The 16,105-nt window shown below is 56.3% G+C and carries 18 protein-coding genes and 1 tRNA gene; 2 read left to right on the top strand and 17 right to left on the bottom strand.

What is annotated here, in order from left to right; genetic code table 11:
• The first annotated feature begins 15 nt into the window (after window positions 1-15).
• Window positions 16-648 (top strand): lytic transglycosylase domain-containing protein, encoded by a 633-nt coding sequence (locus VMV64_RS11205; RefSeq protein WP_414718882.1) that lies wholly within the window; start codon window positions 16-18, stop codon window positions 646-648.
• Between the two features lie 708 nt (window positions 649-1,356).
• On the top strand, window positions 1,357-1,848 hold the full coding sequence (locus VMV64_RS11200) for a hypothetical protein (protein ID WP_325330306.1): 492 nt from the start codon (window positions 1,357-1,359) through the stop codon (window positions 1,846-1,848).
• Between the two features lie 174 nt (window positions 1,849-2,022).
• On the opposite strand, the gene VMV64_RS11195 is transcribed toward VMV64_RS11200, so the two are convergent.
• The 17 genes from VMV64_RS11195 to VMV64_RS11115 all read right to left on the bottom strand — a co-directional run bounded on the left by VMV64_RS11195 (window position 2,023) and on the right by VMV64_RS11115 (window position 16,089).
• Window positions 2,023-2,694: a hypothetical protein gene (locus VMV64_RS11195; protein ID WP_325330304.1), complete on the bottom strand. Its 672-nt coding sequence runs from the start codon at window positions 2,692-2,694 to the stop codon at window positions 2,023-2,025.
• A gap of 143 nt (window positions 2,695-2,837) precedes the next feature.
• Window positions 2,838-3,341 (bottom strand): hypothetical protein, encoded by a 504-nt coding sequence (locus VMV64_RS11190; protein ID WP_325330302.1) that lies wholly within the window; start codon window positions 3,339-3,341, stop codon window positions 2,838-2,840.
• Window positions 3,341-3,484 (bottom strand): hypothetical protein, encoded by a 144-nt coding sequence (locus tag VMV64_RS11185; protein WP_325330300.1) that lies wholly within the window; start codon window positions 3,482-3,484, stop codon window positions 3,341-3,343. Before VMV64_RS11185 ends, VMV64_RS11190 begins: the two co-directional genes overlap by 1 nt.
• Window positions 3,485-3,497: 13 nt before the next feature.
• Window positions 3,498-3,812, bottom strand: a complete 315-nt coding sequence (locus VMV64_RS11180) for a helix-turn-helix domain-containing protein (protein ID WP_325330298.1) — start codon at window positions 3,810-3,812, stop codon at window positions 3,498-3,500.
• A 306-nt stretch (window positions 3,813-4,118) separates the two neighbouring features.
• Window positions 4,119-4,697, bottom strand: coding sequence for a hypothetical protein (locus VMV64_RS11175; protein WP_325330296.1), 579 nt, complete (start codon window positions 4,695-4,697; stop codon window positions 4,119-4,121).
• 107 nt (window positions 4,698-4,804) lie between these two features.
• Window positions 4,805-6,025: a tyrosine-type recombinase/integrase gene (locus tag VMV64_RS11170; protein WP_325330294.1), complete on the bottom strand. Its 1,221-nt coding sequence runs from the start codon at window positions 6,023-6,025 to the stop codon at window positions 4,805-4,807.
• Window positions 6,026-6,201: 176 nt separating this feature from the next.
• Window positions 6,202-6,277: transfer RNA gene (locus VMV64_RS11165), tRNA-Thr, on the bottom strand.
• Between the two features lie 105 nt (window positions 6,278-6,382).
• Window positions 6,383-6,811, bottom strand: coding sequence for a transcriptional repressor (locus VMV64_RS11160; RefSeq protein WP_325330292.1), 429 nt, complete (start codon window positions 6,809-6,811; stop codon window positions 6,383-6,385).
• A gap of 41 nt (window positions 6,812-6,852) precedes the next feature.
• The gene (locus VMV64_RS11155; RefSeq protein WP_325330290.1) at window positions 6,853-7,896 is read right to left on the bottom strand and encodes an NAD(P)/FAD-dependent oxidoreductase; all 1,044 of its coding nucleotides are present in this window, start codon (window positions 7,894-7,896) and stop codon (window positions 6,853-6,855) included.
• Window positions 7,897-8,094: 198 nt separating this feature from the next.
• On the bottom strand, window positions 8,095-8,598 hold the full coding sequence (locus tag VMV64_RS11150) for a GspH/FimT family pseudopilin (protein ID WP_325330288.1): 504 nt from the start codon (window positions 8,596-8,598) through the stop codon (window positions 8,095-8,097).
• A 41-nt stretch (window positions 8,599-8,639) separates the two neighbouring features.
• Entirely contained in the window at window positions 8,640-11,693 is a 3,054-nt protein-coding gene (locus VMV64_RS11145; protein ID WP_325330286.1) for a pilus assembly protein, read from the bottom strand.
• A 26-nt stretch (window positions 11,694-11,719) separates the two neighbouring features.
• Entirely contained in the window at window positions 11,720-12,223 is a 504-nt protein-coding gene (locus VMV64_RS11140) for a pilus assembly PilX family protein (protein WP_325330284.1), read from the bottom strand.
• Window positions 12,220-13,611: a PilW family protein gene (locus tag VMV64_RS11135; protein ID WP_325330282.1), complete on the bottom strand. Its 1,392-nt coding sequence runs from the start codon at window positions 13,609-13,611 to the stop codon at window positions 12,220-12,222. The genes VMV64_RS11140 and VMV64_RS11135 overlap by 4 nt, the downstream gene beginning before the upstream one ends.
• Window positions 13,608-14,159 (bottom strand): pilus assembly protein, encoded by a 552-nt coding sequence (locus VMV64_RS11130; RefSeq protein ID WP_325330280.1) that lies wholly within the window; start codon window positions 14,157-14,159, stop codon window positions 13,608-13,610. The genes VMV64_RS11135 and VMV64_RS11130 overlap by 4 nt, the downstream gene beginning before the upstream one ends.
• Complete coding sequence (locus tag VMV64_RS11125) at window positions 14,153-14,554, bottom strand: type IV pilin protein (protein ID WP_325330278.1); 402 nt, start codon at window positions 14,552-14,554, stop codon at window positions 14,153-14,155. The genes VMV64_RS11130 and VMV64_RS11125 overlap by 7 nt, the downstream gene beginning before the upstream one ends.
• Window positions 14,555-14,707: 153 nt before the next feature.
• Complete coding sequence (ispH, locus tag VMV64_RS11120; RefSeq protein WP_325330276.1) at window positions 14,708-15,646, bottom strand: 4-hydroxy-3-methylbut-2-enyl diphosphate reductase; 939 nt, start codon at window positions 15,644-15,646, stop codon at window positions 14,708-14,710.
• Between the two features lie 2 nt (window positions 15,647-15,648).
• Window positions 15,649-16,089 (bottom strand): FKBP-type peptidyl-prolyl cis-trans isomerase, encoded by a 441-nt coding sequence (locus VMV64_RS11115; protein ID WP_325330274.1) that lies wholly within the window; start codon window positions 16,087-16,089, stop codon window positions 15,649-15,651.
• Window positions 16,090-16,105: the final 16 nt, after the last annotated feature.

The following is a 16,105-nucleotide window of genomic DNA, read 5'->3' as shown; positions in this document are numbered from 1 at the left end:
TGGTCATTCGTGGTCATTCGTGGTCATTCGTGGTTAAGATTCTTTTTCTCCCTGCTGCTGATTATATCCACCACAGCCCACGCCGGCGCACAGCGTGAGGAGCCGTTGAGCGCCAGCGTACAGGCGGCGCTGCATAAAACAGTCAGCGATGGCGCTTCTCCGCGCCTCGTCTTTGCCTCACAAACCGATGCCAATATCTGGATGGCGGAAATGTCACAGCGGCTGGCGAAGCGCATTCCGGACAGTACCGTGCGCCTGGACTTCCTCAAAACCGTACACTACGAGGCCTCCCGCGCGGGCCTCGACCCCCAAATGGTGCTGGGCTTGATCCAGGTGGAAAGCGGCTTCAAGAAATATGCCGTATCCTATGCCGGAGCACGTGGCTACATGCAGGTCATGCCGTTCTGGGTCAAGCATATCGGCACTCCCGACCAGAACCTGTTCCACATCCGCACCAACCTGCGCTACGGCTGCACCATCCTTAGGCACTACCTCAACGTCGAAAAGGGCGATCTGTTCCGCGCCCTGGGCCGCTACAATGGCAGCCTGGGCAGGCCGGAGTATCCCAACATGGTGATCGGCGCCTGGCGCAACGGCTGGGCCTATCCGAGTAAAATCGGCAAAGCTGCATCAGCCCCTTCGTCGTAATCGGGCTATTTAAAAGCCGGCCAGTAAGAAGTCAAAACCAGCCTGGGGGGGCGAATAAGAAATCGCTCGCCAAGTATGGGAAGAATGTTACTGGCAAAAAGGGTTTACGCTGGAATCCTGCACACCCTGTGCAGGCATAGACTGTATTTATTGACTAGCAGGATAAATGGTGCGATGACCGGCATGAAACAATAGCATGAAAATGGCGCGCTTGGCTATTCTACGTTTTATGATTTATTAAAATACCGTCAAATGTACCGACAATTATTTTTTCTACCCGCCAGTTCACCAAGTCAAACACACTTCAATATATCTCTTTAATCAATGGCAAGCTCAATAGCAAATTTCTTTCCATTCATACATGTGTGAATATTCGTTATACACCTGCTGTTGGGTGCAATTGGACGTTCCAATCGGAGGTACACGTGGTTGCTGAATCGGTTCAACAGAAGGTGGTGTAATTGGACAAATTCTTGGCGCGCAGATTGGCCGGATATCTAAGGTGCTGCTACAAACCGCTTGAACCTCGCCACGCATACAGACACAACTACAATCTGCCACTGCTATATTAGATGCAAAGATCCAAGCAATCATTATACCAATTAGCATTATTTGTTTCATTGCATCCACCCTTTAAAATTATTCCTCTTCATTGCATATTTATTGAGAAAAGATGAGTATGTCACATAAATAAGTAGGGGTGAAATTATGTATAAGCTATTGATTTTATTTTCTGCATTACTATATTCACCCATTGCTGCCATTGCGGACTGCTATCACGGCAATGGGGGAAATGGTTGTATGCAACTTGCAGGTCAGTTTGACATGCAAGTTGGCCCCAGTTTGATGGATCTTATGGATCAACGCGCGGTACAGCAGCAACAAATGATATTGCGACAGCAGCAGATTCAAATGCAACAGCAGCAAATCCAGATGCAACAGCAGCAAATGGACGTGCAGCAGCAAGAAGTACGCTCGCGTAAGCTGGGAGTATTAAGAAACTCGCTCTTGAGCCTCTCTGAGAGTGAGCGTGAGCGGGCTATCAAGGAGATCGATAGTCTCTCAGAAAGTCAGCGTGGAAAACTTCTTGAACATCTTGCAACAGTTTCTGAGGATGAACGCATCAAGGGATTTAAATTTATGGCGAACATCTCTAGCCAGCAACGAGAGGAGCTAATAATAAAATTTTTAACTCATTAATGGATTATTCGGTGGCCGCATCGGCTCAATAATTTATTTGATTCTTTTCAATCGACAACCTCTTTGCACCGCCGCACATAATCATTCACATCACGCGCCAGATCCAGCCACTTGCGCCCTCGTAACCCGTGCTTGTTGGCATTCATGGAACTGGCTGCCTTCCCTTCCTCAGACTTAGGCCCGGTTGATCGCGCCCACGGTTTCCAGTTGTGGATCAGCGCCGCTTGCCGCGCCCGTCTTTCCGGTGTCCATCCGCTTGCCATGTTGATCCTCCAAAAGTTCGTTTGATTGAATCGGTTTTTCTTCACGCGAAGGTTCGCCGGGTGACAAGGCGCCGTTGTTGACCTGTTGCTGGTTGGCAATATTGGCCTGTTTGATGAAAGTCGCCTGCCTGGGGTATTTCACGTCCACCAGCGTTTGCAGGGTGGCACGGCACTGGCTTTGCGCCTTGAGTGCCAGCCCTAGCATGGTTTGAATTTGAACCACGCCTGTTTGGCTGTAGGCTCGTTCGGCAAAATTGGTGAATATGGCTTGCAGGGCTTGCGCCTGATTGATGAGCATCGCCTCGGCTTGCGACAGATCGCCGCCGTTGACCTCCTGGGAGTGTTCCCGCATTTTTGCCGCCACCCCCACCAGATCCAGCGAGCTTTTCGGGTTGTAGGCCAGTACCAGTCGTGCCGCGTAAAGGTTTGGCAGCAGGTAAAGTTCGGCAAGCCGCTTCCTTGCTTCGTCCTCGTTAGTCGCGGCAATCGGCAATACCTTGCGGTTTTCATCTGGCAGCGTGATGGGTTTATCTTTGCGTGGTGCCGTTGGCTTCGCTGTCGGCTTCTTCGGTTTGATCGTCATTATTCATTCCTATTGGTTATCACCCACAGCCTCAGCAGACAACAAAAGAACAGCACCCCTACATGGTAAATCTATAGAGGTGTACGGCTGGCGGGTCAATTGAATGCGGCAATATGGCCTGACTGGTACGGCTGGCGGGTCAATCAGCATGTTACCTCCTCTGAATTGGTACGGCTGGCGGGGTAGTCGTCGGATAATTGACCCGGTAGGCGGGGCACCACTTTTAATTTCGGCATGGGCGGCAATGGCTCGTTCTGCTTCCATGTTCCCCTGGGGGTGCGGGTTGGTTGCACATCCAGTTTGCCATTGCATTCGTCTATGGCGTAAAAAGTAACGGCGTAGAGGCTGGGCTTGTGCCTTCCCCCCTGCCGGGTCAGTTCCAGCCATCCCGCCTCGACCAGTTCCTTGATGGCCTTGCTCAAAGTTTCCTTCGACTTCCACCCCCTCGGCTTCATCAGCGTCCAGGCCGTGCTCAGGTCGCCGTTGTTGCCGCCGTTATATTGCGACAGTTGATCGAACAGCAGCTTGATGGCATGGGCGCTCAACAGGCTGTAGGAATGGGAACGGATCACGGCATGGGGAAGGGCAACGAACCCGCCGCCCTCCCGCTTATCCGCTGCATCCTTGTAACGGTTCTTTCGTGCCATCACGCCTCCCCCGCCAAGCGGTTAAGAAGGCAATACAGCCCCCACAGGTCAATTAAGCCCATTGCGCCTATATCAGCAGTGATGCCAAGCCCAGAGAAGCGATTTAACAGCCATTGCAGGCGTTCAAGCCAATCATCATTCATGATGGGCCCCCGCTTAAGGCTGATAAACGTATTTGCCTACACGGTGGGCCTTTCCTTCCGGTGTCGTGTCGGTAGTCCAGACGGTATCAATCTTGAAGCCCAGGCCTTTCAATTCCTGTACCCGCGCTGCCGGGTGCATCACGTCCAAAAGTTGCCGCGCCTGTAGCGTGGTCAGAGTGCTGCACGTCCTGAACCACGCCAATATTTTGGCTCGTTGCGAGTCGGCACTGTTGTCGTTATGATGGCTGTTGTCTGTATTACTTTCCGCCCTGGCCCTTGCTGGGGCGTTTTCTTTTGTGGCGGTGTCGGATGTGGGGCGCTGGTTCATTTTTCACCCCCTGCCGATGCAATCAGTTTGCGAATGTCCTCAACCCGCCACGCAGTTGTGGACGGCCCGAGTTTGACCGGTTGGGGGAAGCGCCCGGATTTGACGCCAGCCCACCACGCGGATTTGCAGACAGGGATTACAGGGGGGATCGGCGGTTCGGCTTTGAGATTGCCGATGATTTGGGGCAGGCGAAGAAAGCCCGTTTCAGGTAGTTTGTGCATCTAAGATTACTCCCGTCAAAGTAAGGCCACTGGGGGCCGACGGGTTTAACAATACAAGCCCTGCAATCCGATAAAAGTGCAAAAACTATTCTGGGTAATTTTCTCGAATTTTCGGAATAAGCTTGCGCGCTTCGGACAAGCGTTTTTGGAAATAAGGGAGCTCGTCTCTTAATACTTTAATTACAGATTCATTCTTATCTTTCGCGTCAGCGGTAAGAAGAATTTCCAGCGCTCGCTTATCTGAGCCGCGACCAGTTAGCTTATGTTCAATTTTAGTTTTCTCAACCAACCCTAGAAAACCAGTTAAATTCCTTTCCTTTTTTGGTCTGCCGGGTTTGCGCGGTAGTCGCATGAGATCAGCTAACCTACCCCCTACCTTTCTCGGTCTACCCGGCCCCTTTCCTTCTGAAAGGGTAAATCCCGGAACATGATCACGCGCCAGCTCTAAAGCCAAAAAAAGCCACTTACTATCTTCATCAGTGCCAATTTCATAATGGTTCAAGAGCAAGAACAAGCGTTCGACATCAGTTTCTGATCGCCATTCGCTAAATATTTTCGCCTCGTCTTCCGGATTGTTAGCTTTTAACAGCGCGGCAAATGCCAACCGCTGAGGTATCGGCTTACCCAACACCCCGCCATATTTCGGCTTGTTTTTGGATATCAAAATGAGCCCCCTATCAGCGTCCCTTGATTAAGAAGCTGCGCCAGCCGGGTAAGGGTGACCGGTATTCGCCCTCGGGGATCAGCCTCGGGCTAGGCGCAGCAAAATCATTATGCCACGTTGCCGTGCAGCTGAATGACTTCGGCCCCGGCTTTGAGCTTGTCCAGGTAATCCGCCCATTGCTGCATCATCTTCTTGCGTTCGGGAAGGTGCGCCGTGCGGTTGTAGGCTCGCCCGTTCGGGTCTTTCACGGCATGGGCTAGCTGGTGCTCGATGAGGTCTACACGAAAGCCCAGCACTTCATCCCCGATAGTCCGAACAGTGGCCCGGAAGCCGTGCCCGGTCATTTCCGTTTTGTCGAATCCCAAGCGGCGCAGCGCCGCGTTAATAGCCGCTTCGCTCATCGGCTGCTCGCCGGTTCGGATGCCGGGGAATACATATCTGCCCTGCCCGGTAAGCGGCTGGATCTCGTGCAGGATTTCCACCGCCTGCCGGGACAGCGGGACGATGTGATCTTCGCGCATTTTCATCACCGCAGCCGGGTAGCAGATCATCGCCGCGTCCAGATCCACCCAGGCCCATTCCGTCCGGCGCAGTTCGCCCGGCCGCACGAAGATCAGCGGGGCCAGCTTCATGGCGCATTTGACGGTAAAGGTGCCGGCGAAGGCATCAATGGCGCGCAGCAATCCGCCGAATTTCAGCGGGTCGGTGATCGCGGCGCGGTGCTTGACGTTGGGCGCTGGCAATGCCCCCTTGAGGTCTTGCGATATGTCCCGTTCGGCCCTTTGGGTGCCCACGGCATAGCGGAATATCTGCCCCACGTATTGCTTGGCACGGTGGGCGGTTTCCAGTGCGCCACGGCCTTCAATCCGTTGCAGGGCTGTCAGCAGATCAAACGGTTTGATTTCGGCAATGGGCAGCACCCCCAGCCAGGGGAAGACATCGCGCCGAAGGATGAAATGGGTTTTCTCGATGGTTGATGCAGCTTTCTTGGCACCGAATTTTTCCAGCCATTCCAGGGCCACCACTTCGAAGCTGTTTGCGGCTTGCCCCTGTTTGGCGGCTCTTTTCGCCTTCTTGTTCGCGCTGGGGTCGATGTCAGCGGCTAACAGCTTGCGCGCCTCGTCGCGCCGTTCCCTTGCGTCTAACAGGCTTACGTCCGGATAAACGCCCACGGCCAATGTTTTGCGCTTGCCTGAAAAACGGTAATCAAGCCGCCAATACTTTGCGCCGTTGGGTTGCACCAGCAGATATAAACCGCCGCCATCGGATAGCTTGAATGGCTTGTCTGTCGGCTTTGCTGCCTTTACTTCTATCGCTGTCAGTGCCATTGAAACCCCTTTTGACGGTATCTCGCTTGACGGTATCTGCATGTACCGTCAAATATACCGTCAATAATTTGGGATTGCAATGGACTAGCCAGGACTGCTCTGGACGTGAAAAAGGCCGCAAACCTTAGTATTTATTGGGGTTTACGGCCTTCTTTGGACTGCTTTGGAGTATGGGGTGGTGCCGATGACCGGAATCGAACTGGTGACCTTCGCATTACGAATGCGCTGCTCTACCAACTGAGCTACATCGGCACACAAGCTCGGCATTATATCCCTCTTCGCCCTCAGCCATCAACCGTTGCAGCGCACCATAACGGGTCGAACGAATAATTCACGTTAAGCGATAAGGAATTTTGATCAGGCGGCAACCGCTTGCGGGCGGATACGGACGATAATGTCGATGCCTTCGGTAATCACACCCGGCGGCAACATGGGCAAGCCGCTGATCTTGAAGTCCGTCGCGTCGATATCGGTCAATTGGCCGCTGACCACATCGTAGAAATGATGGTGCTCGTGGGTATTGGGGTCGTAAAACACTTTGCTGGGGTCCACGATCACTTCGCGGATCAGCTTCTTTTCCACGAATAAATTGAGGGTGTTGTAGACCGTTGCCTTGGAGGTTTCGCTGTGCTTGGTATTGACGATCGCAAGAATCTGATCGGCGGAAAGGTGCTCCTGCCTCGAGAACAACGCATAGGCAATCTCGAGTCGTTGATGCGTCGGATTGATCGAGTGCTGCCGCAGCAGATCAGCCATGTTATCGCGAGTGTAAATTTTCATATCCATAAATTCATACTAAACCAAGCATTGGACTTTGTCTAATAATTTTAATTCAACCTTGGCCAATCATAGCTTGAAACATCGAAGGGTTGCTCCCGGTTAAATAACCGATTTGCGAGAATCTGAGCGCTCGCAGGTGCCATGGTGACGCCGTAGCGAAAATGCCCGCTATTGAGAAAAAGGTTCTCAAGCTGTGGATGCCGGGCAATGGTCGGGATATTATCGGGTGCAGCTGGGCGCAGCCCCGCCCAGTGCTTGATAAACTCTGCCTGGGCCAGTTGAGGCAGCATGCCCAGTGCCCGTAAATGAAGCGCAACCCGGGCCTCCTCGGTCGTCGCCTTGTCGAAGCCGACATCCTCCAGAGTGCTGCCGACCAGAATATGCCCGTCATCGCGAGGAATCAGATAAGTGCCATTCTGCAGGATAATGTGCCGCAGCAGTCCGGGCCGCGCCCTGTAAAGCAGCATTTGGCCGCGCATCGGCTTGATATCGAGCTGCACACCCCATTCGGCCAGCAGCTTCTTGCTCCAGGCCCCGGCAGCAACGACATAGCGCCCCGCCGCAAAAGGGCCAGCCGTGGTATCCAGTCGCTCCACCCGATCTTCCGTGGAAACGATCCCGGTCACCTCGGTGTGTTCCACAATCCGCACCCCCATCCGTTCCAGCGCGAGGCGCAACGCCTTGATCAGGCGCGGATTGCGCACCTGCGCGACGTCCGGCAACCACAAAGCCTCTCCATCCCGCTCCAGCCGCACACCATGACCGGCACACCATGGTATGGCCCTCTCGGCATCAAACGGTGGCAAGACCCGCATTCCGCTGACCCGGTATTCCGGGTCGATGCCGCTGATATCGGCAACACGCCCCACCCAATCCGGAAAAAGCCGACAGCTCAGCTGCGTCAGATCGGTCACAGCAGACGAATAATCCCAAGGCAACAGCGGCGACAAAATCCCCCCGCCCGCCCAGGAAGATTCCCCTCCGCACACCCCGCGCTCCAGCACTGCCACCCCGGCCCCTTGCCGTGCAAGTTCAAGGGCACTGCTCAAGCCGATGACGCCGCCGCCGACGATCAGAAAGTCAGGATTCAAATTTTCATTCCCCCCATTTTGCCGCCGATTCCAGCAAACCGGCCGCCAGCCGGCTTATGCTATCGGTATAGCTCAACCACGAGTTGGCATTTGGAACATACATGAATGGGATACCCTGATAGCGTAGACAATACTTTTGGACTACCGGAAACGAATATGATCAGCGTGCGGACTGTTCAGGCTAAGGGTGCAATTTTTTTACGGGCAGGAGCCAGTCGTTGTCTTGGCGACCGAAGCGCGACCGGTTGCACTGATAGAAATCACGCGCTCCTGGCCACCCACGCTGGGCGTAGCACGGCAGACAGTCAGAGTGGCCGGCGTGACGCCCACCCCGGTCGGCTGAAAATTGATGCTGCTGACGCCACCCGATTCTGTCATTTTCATACCGGAGGACAATGCCGACTGACGTTGGATGACTGTCGTCCCGGTCAATACGATCCATCCCTGCTCCCAGTCACCCGTGCAGCTTGTGCCATTGGAGGAGGCGCAGAGATTGACCACTGAATTGCGCTTGATGGCCTCTCCGCGCGCCAGATAGGTGCTGGAGAGAAAGTTGTTGGCATATGAGCGGAGTTTGCTGCCCAGCACGGCATCGGTGAAAGACGGCACCGCGATCGCCAGCAAAATTCCCAATATCGAGATGGTGATCATCAATTCGATCAAGCTAAAACCCTGCTGGATCGGCACCCGCAAGTGAGTCATTCGCCCCTGACGCCGACTGAATTTTATCCTCGTTTTTCCCATTATTGCTGGATATACCAATAAACCCTGCTCTTGGGCTGAACCACCGTTGAAGGCGAGGCCGGCGGCGCGCCTTCAAGCGGAGAATCCGGTCTGGCGCCGATTATAAAAGGAACAGTGGTGCCGTCATCCAGCGTCACCATGCCGGCTACGGGTGACGGCGGCAAACCGCCGCCAACGACCTCCTGGTAGCGAAGGCCGGTTCCATTGGCGCTCGCCGCATTAGTGTAACTGATGTTATACACCTGGGTCGTTCCCAGATTAGGGCCACAGGAGCCGGGCGTGGGAACGGCAGGCTGGTGCGTACTGAATGTCGTCACGCCGAAAACCGTGATGGCGGAAGTGACCACCTGTTCGGTCGAAGCCAACCCCAGATACCAGCCTTTTTTCTCATCCACTTGAACCAGTGTCGGATTGGCACTGGTCGTGATCGGCAGCAGCGAGCTTACGCAAATCACGTCCGCACCACAGGTACCATTCTCTGAACTCAGCCAAGCAGCTTCCATTGGCTTGTCCTTCACCATGAAGAAATGATTGGCCACGAGGGCGGCTTGAGTGTAACTGGTCAACGGTTTTTCGCGATCGCCGGAGCCAACCATCAGGAAATAAGTGCCATTATCCTCAACCACATCCGGTGCGAACATGAACTTCCGGTTGGGCGTACAAGTACCTACCGTGTCGCAGCCAAGGGAGGCGATCTTGGTAATCGTCCAGCTTGCCGGCGCAGCCGAACCTATCGTAATGCGATAGAGGTTCCCGCCCATATCCGCCGCGTAGGCATACTTGGACAGTCCGGAGCTGTCCGGCACAACCGTCAGATCGGCAATCACGCTCCGGTCCGTATCCAGCGTCTTGAGCAATGCCCCGGTGTCGGCGTCCAGCACATAAATCTTGTTGCCCTTGGGAGAGGCGCAGGCTGCCGTAGTGGAATCGACATCCTCGCAGGTATCGTAACCGCCGCCCATGATGAGCATGGGCGTAGCTCCCGCGCCATAGCCCGGCGCCTTGATGACCTTGGGCTGGGACCAGGTCTGGCCGATGCCGGCGAAACCCGTGGTGCAGCCTGTATCGTTCACCGTTCCAGAAGCGGGGAAGTTGTTAGGGCAGCCTATCTTCCATTTCAGGCTTGGGCTGGCCGGGGAGGTCACGTCAAAGGCATACAGCGCCCGTCCGCCACGCCGCATGCTGGCGTATATCCAGGCATTGGAGGCCGCCTTGTGAGCGGTGACCGGCCCGTCGAAGGCATAAGGCTTGGGCAGCGGTGTCGTTGTGCCCGTGGTATTGCCGGGGAAGCTGATGGTGACGGTGTTGTCGCGAATGCGCTTGAGGTTGGTGTAGAACTCGGGCGCAACAAACGACCAGAGTTCGCTGCCTGCGGTGACACCACCGATACTGGTGCTACGGTTGCCATTGACGGCGCGCAACACGCCGTCGTTGCCGCCGTAATACACCACCACCTGGGGTGCGGCATCGGTTCCGTAATTGATCGCCACCGGCCGCGAGTGCACCACATCGCCATGCGCCGAGGGACGCATCTCGGTTGTGGTCAGCGCATTCGTGTTTTCGTCATCGATATCCAGCCCGCGCGTCCAGTTGATGATCGCATCCCGCTCCGTCGTATTGGCTGCACCCAGCATGTCCTGGGTTACGTTGGTGTTATTGAAGTCGGTCATAGTAGTGCAGGAAGCAAACGTCGAAGAGCAGGTTTTCACCGTGCGCGCCGTCGTGCTCCGCAGCATGTAGGCCTGGGCGCCCTTTTCCACGATATTGCCATCGGGATAGTTGGAAATATCCGCATTGGCCACCGTCAGGCAGGTTCCCTGCGGCCTGAATGCCCAGTAAGTGTCCACGGTAGAGGGCGTCCAGAAACTGCGCGCGCACTCTCCAATAAAGCCGGTCTGGGAGTTGATGGCGCCGTTGCCGTTCGCGTCCAGCAATTTGAGCGCGTTGCCGACTATGCCGAGTTTGTACTGCTTCAGGTTGCCCGACCAGCGCGGAAAGGAGTCCGCATCGGGCCGGAACATGCCGATATACACCTGGTTCAGGTAAGTTCCCTGCGTGTTAACACTCACCGGCAAGCTGACCGAGGCAAACACGCTGTTGACGGTCTGGATTTCAGAAAAAACCTTGTTCAGGGCATCGGCAATCTGGGTGCCGGAGCTGGCGACATCGAAATATTTTCCGCTGCTCACATTCGCCATGCTTTTCAGCAGCGCGGTCCAGCCCGGCCCCTGGCCCGTGGTCACTTTGTTGATATCGAGCGTATAAGTGACGACGCCTAAGGGGCTCTTTTTCATGAAGCGCGCCCATTCGTCGGCCACATTATCCTGCGAACCGCTGGGAGAAATAGGAATGGTGGTCGTGCTACCGCCAACCGCGGTCAGCGCCGCCGTGGCCTGAGAGATATCTGATGAGTTATCCTGTGCCGCGCCATTGCTGATATAGATGATATAGTTTTTCGCGCAGCTGCCCGATACAAGGGGGCTGGCATAGGGGGTGCCGGCTTTCGATGCCAGCGCGTTGCCGGGCAGCGCATAGATGGCGTTCGACGAGGCGGTACCGGACGCGTTCCCGATGTAATCTGTTTTGTTCTTGTTGTTGCCGGCGTGGGGCGCCAAGCCCGCATAGTACAGATAAGCTTCCTCCATGGCTTTGCCGACCTTGCCCGCATTGCCCTTGTCGGCGGTCTGACCTAGCCCGCTCACCAGTGCCTGGTATTTGGCCTTGTTGGCGGTATCCATCTGGCGCACCGCCGCGCGCACGTAGGCGCCATCGTTGCCGGAATTGCCGCCTCCCGTTTCGGTAAACAGCATCAGCCCGATGCGGAACTTGTCCGCGGGCAATCCGCTCACGACGTTGACCAAAGCCGCCATTTCATTGGTAAATGCGGTGTTCCAGTTCGCCGTGTTGTCCAGGACGATCAGCACATTCGGCGCATCGGCCGCGGACGGGGGAAGCCCGACGAACAGGTCGATATCTTCCCCCATCGCGGGCAGATGAAACACCAGCAGGGCGAAGGCGGCCGCCAGCCATCTTGGGGGGAAATAATTTTTCATGTTGCTCTCCTATTTACGCGCTTGCTTCAGTGACACACTGCGTCTTTATCCGTCTGCGACAGCAACACGCGCACACCCGAATGCACATGCACCGATGTACCGCTCGCGCCGGGATTGTTGCTGGTCGGCGCCACCGTGGCGTCGATGTCCCATACGGTATTCCAGGTGTACGAGGTTGACATCGACACCAACGTCACGCTACTGAGCACCGGCGGGGCCGCCACCGACGCGCGGACGCAGACGGGAGTGGCGATCGAAACGGCATAATCATTTATTCCATCATTGTTGATGTCCACGAGGATTTCTTCAGCGCTTGGCGCGGCGGTAAAGGGCGAGCCAAGCACCTTCTCGATGGCGATGTTGCCGGCGGCGACCGCCTCATTGCGGAACTGCATGTTGCCCACGGACTTGAGGTTGGTGGTGCTGAGCGTAAAGGCGGTGGTCACCATCAGAGTGATGATAACCAGCATGATCAGGCCGACGACCAAGGTTGCCCCGCGCTGGGCATGAGAGGGGACCGGCCGGCTCATGGGGTCTCCCTTCTTCCGGCGATATTGGTCAGGCGCACGGACGTGGGAAACGCATGGCGTTTGTAGTGGTCATTAAAGGGGCCCAGCGTGGCTGTACCCAAGGTGTAGGTTTTCCCGTCGGTATAACCCACCGTGATATCCCTGTTGCGCGCCAGCACATACAGCTTGACCGCCACCACATTGGCAAGTTGGTACGCGGTGCAGGGCGCTGCTGTGGTGCAGCGCACAAATGCGCCTTCTGGGACGCCGTCACCACGATTCTTGGGCGTGTCACGGGTAAGCGGGTCAGTCCATTCAACGGCTTTGGTGTAATCGACCACAGTACCCGCATCACCAATGCCGTCGATACCGAATTCAACCCTGAAGCCTTCGATGCCTTCGATCAGCGGCTCGGCAGGCTGATGCGCCAGCACGCCGCCGGAAAGGTCGAACCGTGAACGCACCAGGGTGGGGATGCCGTCGCCCACGGTTGCAGCGTAATCGCGGATATAGTAAATGCTGGAAATGAATTTTCGTTTGTCAGCGAGCGCGGTGCAGTTTCTTTTGTGGAAGACATAACCGCCGGTGTCGAGCACATATCCGTCGCCGAAAGTGTACTTCGATGTGTTGTCCGGCGTGGTCGTCCAGGCGACGGACAGGGTGGCAACCCTGGTGGCGCCATCGTAGGCGCTGATCAAGCGGGATTGATAGCTCCCGGGCCCCGATATGATACGAATGGTACTGCCCTTATAAAAATCACTAACCGCCGAAGCGAATGAAGGCAGGGTTATGGTTGTGGCAGTAGCCGCCTGCACCGCAGCGGAAATTTCATCCTCACATTGCGGGGCTTGAAAATACAGTTTGCCGGCGGTATCGGCTTCGCAATTGACCGCGCCCGGCAAGCACGTTTCGACATGCCGCACCACGAGCACGTCGGTGCCGGCTTTTTGGTTGGCGACTACGGCACACCCAGGCAAGCTCTCGTAACTCTGGACGGGGATGGCGAGGAGCTTGTTTTTGTAAGCCGCGTCCCAGCTTGCGTATGCCAGGCAGGGGTCGGGAACAGGGTCGGTGGGCGCCATTGTCGTCCCGTCATAACCGGTGGCGGGCACGGTCAAATCGTCAAATTTCGGGACGTAGCCCCCCCAGTACCCGCCATGGACGATGTCGCCCCCCAACAACTGGATTGCGAAGCGACCGTTCTCGATCTGGGCATTGGTCTTGGCCATTTCGCTATTGGTGCGGGTGATGTTGACGAAAAGCTCGCTCAGCGCCACCATGATCAACAAGCCCAGGACAATGCCGATCATCAACTCAATCATGGTGAAACCGCACTGCGCCTGCCGCGCCAGCGTGATGCGGAAATCAGTCTTCGACCGGCCAGACGCTAATGTTTTCAGGGTCATCATAATGTGCCAATGCGTACAACTGTGGTGATGGCGCGACGGCAACGGTCATTCGTGCAAGCCCCGCCGTCATACGCATTTTGCCCGCAGGTCACGCTGTCCGGGGGAGCGGATATCGAGGCCAACCCCTGCCACGCAACCGTCACAAGGTATTCGTTGGCAATCACGCTTTCGACGCAGCCGCGCGCTCCGATCATGGCGCCGACTTTGCTGACGCCAGAGGTTTCAGCAGCCCCCTGCAATGCATCGCACCACTCCTTGGCATCAACTTTCTGCACGGTGGAAGTGTCTGTGGGACAGGTCATGCCCGCGCCGAGCGGGCTGCCCGTGACGTAGCCCGCAGCCGCGGAGCGATTGGTCGTGATGCGATTGGCCATATCCTCGAGCAGGATCAGCGCCTGGGCGCGCTGGTAAGATTCCATCTCCGACACCTGCAGGCGTGCCTGCAACCCGGCCAGACCGAGCAGGCCAAAAACCAGGATGACCATCGTGACGAGCACTTCAATCATGGTCGCGCCGCGCTGGATGGAAATGGGGGAGAAATCTACCATTTTGAAGCGTCGCCAGCGCGTGTCTTTACGCCCTCGCTGGTGAGAACAAGAGTGCCATCGCTGACCTGTGAGGTTCCCACTTTAGGCGTAAAGGTGATGGTGAAGGAAGGCGGAGAGCCATTGTCTGCCGCGATGGAATAGCCGTAACGGGCGCCAACGTCACTCGGTAGCGAGTATCCCAGATCCGCGCCCGTTGCGGTATAGACGCGATTCGAAAGGATGTACTGCTGCTCGCGGTTGGCGATGTCCATCATCTGGGACTGCGCAGCCGCGCGATGACCACGAATGAGATATTGCTGGTAGCTGGGCAAGGCAACCGCGGCAAGGATGCCGATAATGGCGATCACGATCATCAACTCAATCAGCGTAAAACCGGCGGTATTCTTGATTTTCATGACAGCCTCCAAGCCTGTTATTTCTTTTTTTTCGATACTAATTTAATTCTTGTTGGATTTCATCAGATAGCAGACAAACGGACATATCAGGTAGACAAACGGCCTGAACGCGTGAATTTATACCCTGGATGCTACGGCACCACGATTTCCTGGCTAAGGAACAATCCCGGTTGAAGTCAGGTTCCTGGGTAGGGGGAACACCACATTTTCCTCTACTCCCTGGAGATTTTTAACCGATTCCGCGCCGAGCTGTTCCAGCCGGGCGATGACTTCCTTGACCAGCACCTCGGGTGCGGAAGCGCCGGCGGTGACGCCCACCTTCTTCTTGCCGCTCAACCATGCCGGATCGATCTGGCCGGCGTTGTCCACCATCCAGGCGTCCACCCCCATGTTCCGCGCCACCTCGCGCAGGCGATTGGAATTGGAGCTGTTCGGCGAACCCACCACGATCACCACGTCGCACTGCTGCGCCAGGGTTTTGACTGCGTCCTGGCGGTTCTGTGTGGCGTAGCAGATGTCGTCCTTTTTCGGGCCGTTGATGTTGGGAAAGCGCTGTTTCAGCGCGGCGACGATGCAGCTGGCGTCATCCATCGACAGGGTGGTCTGGGAGACATAGGCGAGGTTGTTTTCGTCGCCAACGTGCAAGCCGGCCACGTCCTCCGGTTTTTCCACCAGGTGCATGCCGCCCGCCGCCTGGCCCATGGTGCCCTCCACTTCGGGGTGGCCCTTGTGGCCGATCATCACCACCTCCTTGCCCTGGGCGCGCATTCGCGCCACTTCCAGATGCACCTTGGTGACCAGCGGGCAGGTGGCGTCGAACACCTTAAGGCCGCGCGCCTCGGCTTCCTGCCGCACCGCCGGGGAAACGCCGTGGGCGCTGAAGATCAGCGTGCTGCCGGACGGCACTTCGGCGAGATCCTCGATAAACACCGCACCCTTGGCGCGCAAACTCTCCACCACGAACTTGTTGTGAACGACTTCGTGGCGCACGTAAATCGGTGCACCGAACAGCTCCAGCGCGCGCTCCACGATCTCGATGGCGCGATCCACGCCGGCGCAGAAGCCGCGCGGGTTGGCGAGCAGTACTTCCATGTTTACTCCAGAATTTCCAGGATCTCGACTTCAAACCGCAGCGGGTAGTCGCACAGGGGATGGTTGAAATCCACCAAGGCATCGGTCTCGGTTTTGTCGAGGATCACCCCCATGACGGCCTCGCCGCTGGGCAGGTTGAATTCAATCAGGCTGTCGACTTCCACCGCGACGTCATCCGGGAACATTTCCAGTTCGATCCGCTGCACCAGCTCCGGGTCGCTCAGACCGAACGCCTGCTCGGGCTCGAGATGGAATACGCGCTGCTCGCCCGGCTCCAGCCCGATCAGGCACTTCTCCAGGTTTTCCGCAATTTCACCCACACCGATCTCCAGGACGACAGGTTCGTCTTCCTCGTAGGTGTCGAAAATCACCTCGCCCTCTGGAACAGAGATGGTGTAATGCACGCTCACTTTATCGCCGGCAGCGGCAGTTTGTTTGCTCATGGTCGCCTCCTAAATT

It is taken from the genome of Sulfuricella sp. (genome assembly GCF_035531155.1).
Classification (GTDB): Bacteria; Pseudomonadota; Gammaproteobacteria; order Burkholderiales; family Sulfuricellaceae; genus Sulfuricella.
The sequence above is the reverse complement of the archived record's forward strand: the minus strand, read 5'-3'. Positions and strand labels throughout refer to the sequence as shown.

What these genes read in the sequence shown, in the direction of transcription:
- VMV64_RS11160 (WP_325330292.1), bottom strand. Translation starts at nt 6,811, where the DNA reads ATGGATATGAAAATTTACACTCGCGATAACATGGCTGATCTGCTGCGG.
- VMV64_RS11145 (WP_325330286.1), bottom strand. Translation starts at nt 11,693, where the DNA reads ATGAAAAATTATTTCCCCCCAAGATGGCTGGCGGCCGCCTTCGCCCTG.
- VMV64_RS11115 (WP_325330274.1), bottom strand. Translation starts at nt 16,089, where the DNA reads ATGAGCAAACAAACTGCCGCTGCCGGCGATAAAGTGAGCGTGCATTAC.
- VMV64_RS11140 (WP_325330284.1), bottom strand. Translation starts at nt 12,223, where the DNA reads ATGAGCCGGCCGGTCCCCTCTCATGCCCAGCGCGGGGCAACCTTGGTC.
- ispH (WP_325330276.1), bottom strand. Translation starts at nt 15,646, where the DNA reads ATGGAAGTACTGCTCGCCAACCCGCGCGGCTTCTGCGCCGGCGTGGAT.
- VMV64_RS11125 (WP_325330278.1), bottom strand. Translation starts at nt 14,554, where the DNA reads ATGAAAATCAAGAATACCGCCGGTTTTACGCTGATTGAGTTGATGATC.
- VMV64_RS11135 (WP_325330282.1), bottom strand. Translation starts at nt 13,611, where the DNA reads ATGATGACCCTGAAAACATTAGCGTCTGGCCGGTCGAAGACTGATTTC.
- VMV64_RS11130 (WP_325330280.1), bottom strand. Translation starts at nt 14,159, where the DNA reads ATGGTAGATTTCTCCCCCATTTCCATCCAGCGCGGCGCGACCATGATT.
- VMV64_RS11150 (WP_325330288.1), bottom strand. Translation starts at nt 8,598, where the DNA reads ATGACTCACTTGCGGGTGCCGATCCAGCAGGGTTTTAGCTTGATCGAA.
- VMV64_RS11185 (WP_325330300.1), bottom strand. Translation starts at nt 3,484, where the DNA reads ATGAATGATGATTGGCTTGAACGCCTGCAATGGCTGTTAAATCGCTTC.
- VMV64_RS11190 (WP_325330302.1), bottom strand. Translation starts at nt 3,341, where the DNA reads ATGGCACGAAAGAACCGTTACAAGGATGCAGCGGATAAGCGGGAGGGC.
- VMV64_RS11170 (WP_325330294.1), bottom strand. Translation starts at nt 6,025, where the DNA reads ATGGCACTGACAGCGATAGAAGTAAAGGCAGCAAAGCCGACAGACAAG.
- VMV64_RS11195 (WP_325330304.1), bottom strand. Translation starts at nt 2,694, where the DNA reads ATGACGATCAAACCGAAGAAGCCGACAGCGAAGCCAACGGCACCACGC.
- VMV64_RS11200 (WP_325330306.1), top strand. Translation starts at nt 1,357, where the DNA reads ATGTATAAGCTATTGATTTTATTTTCTGCATTACTATATTCACCCATT.
- VMV64_RS11180 (WP_325330298.1), bottom strand. Translation starts at nt 3,812, where the DNA reads ATGAACCAGCGCCCCACATCCGACACCGCCACAAAAGAAAACGCCCCA.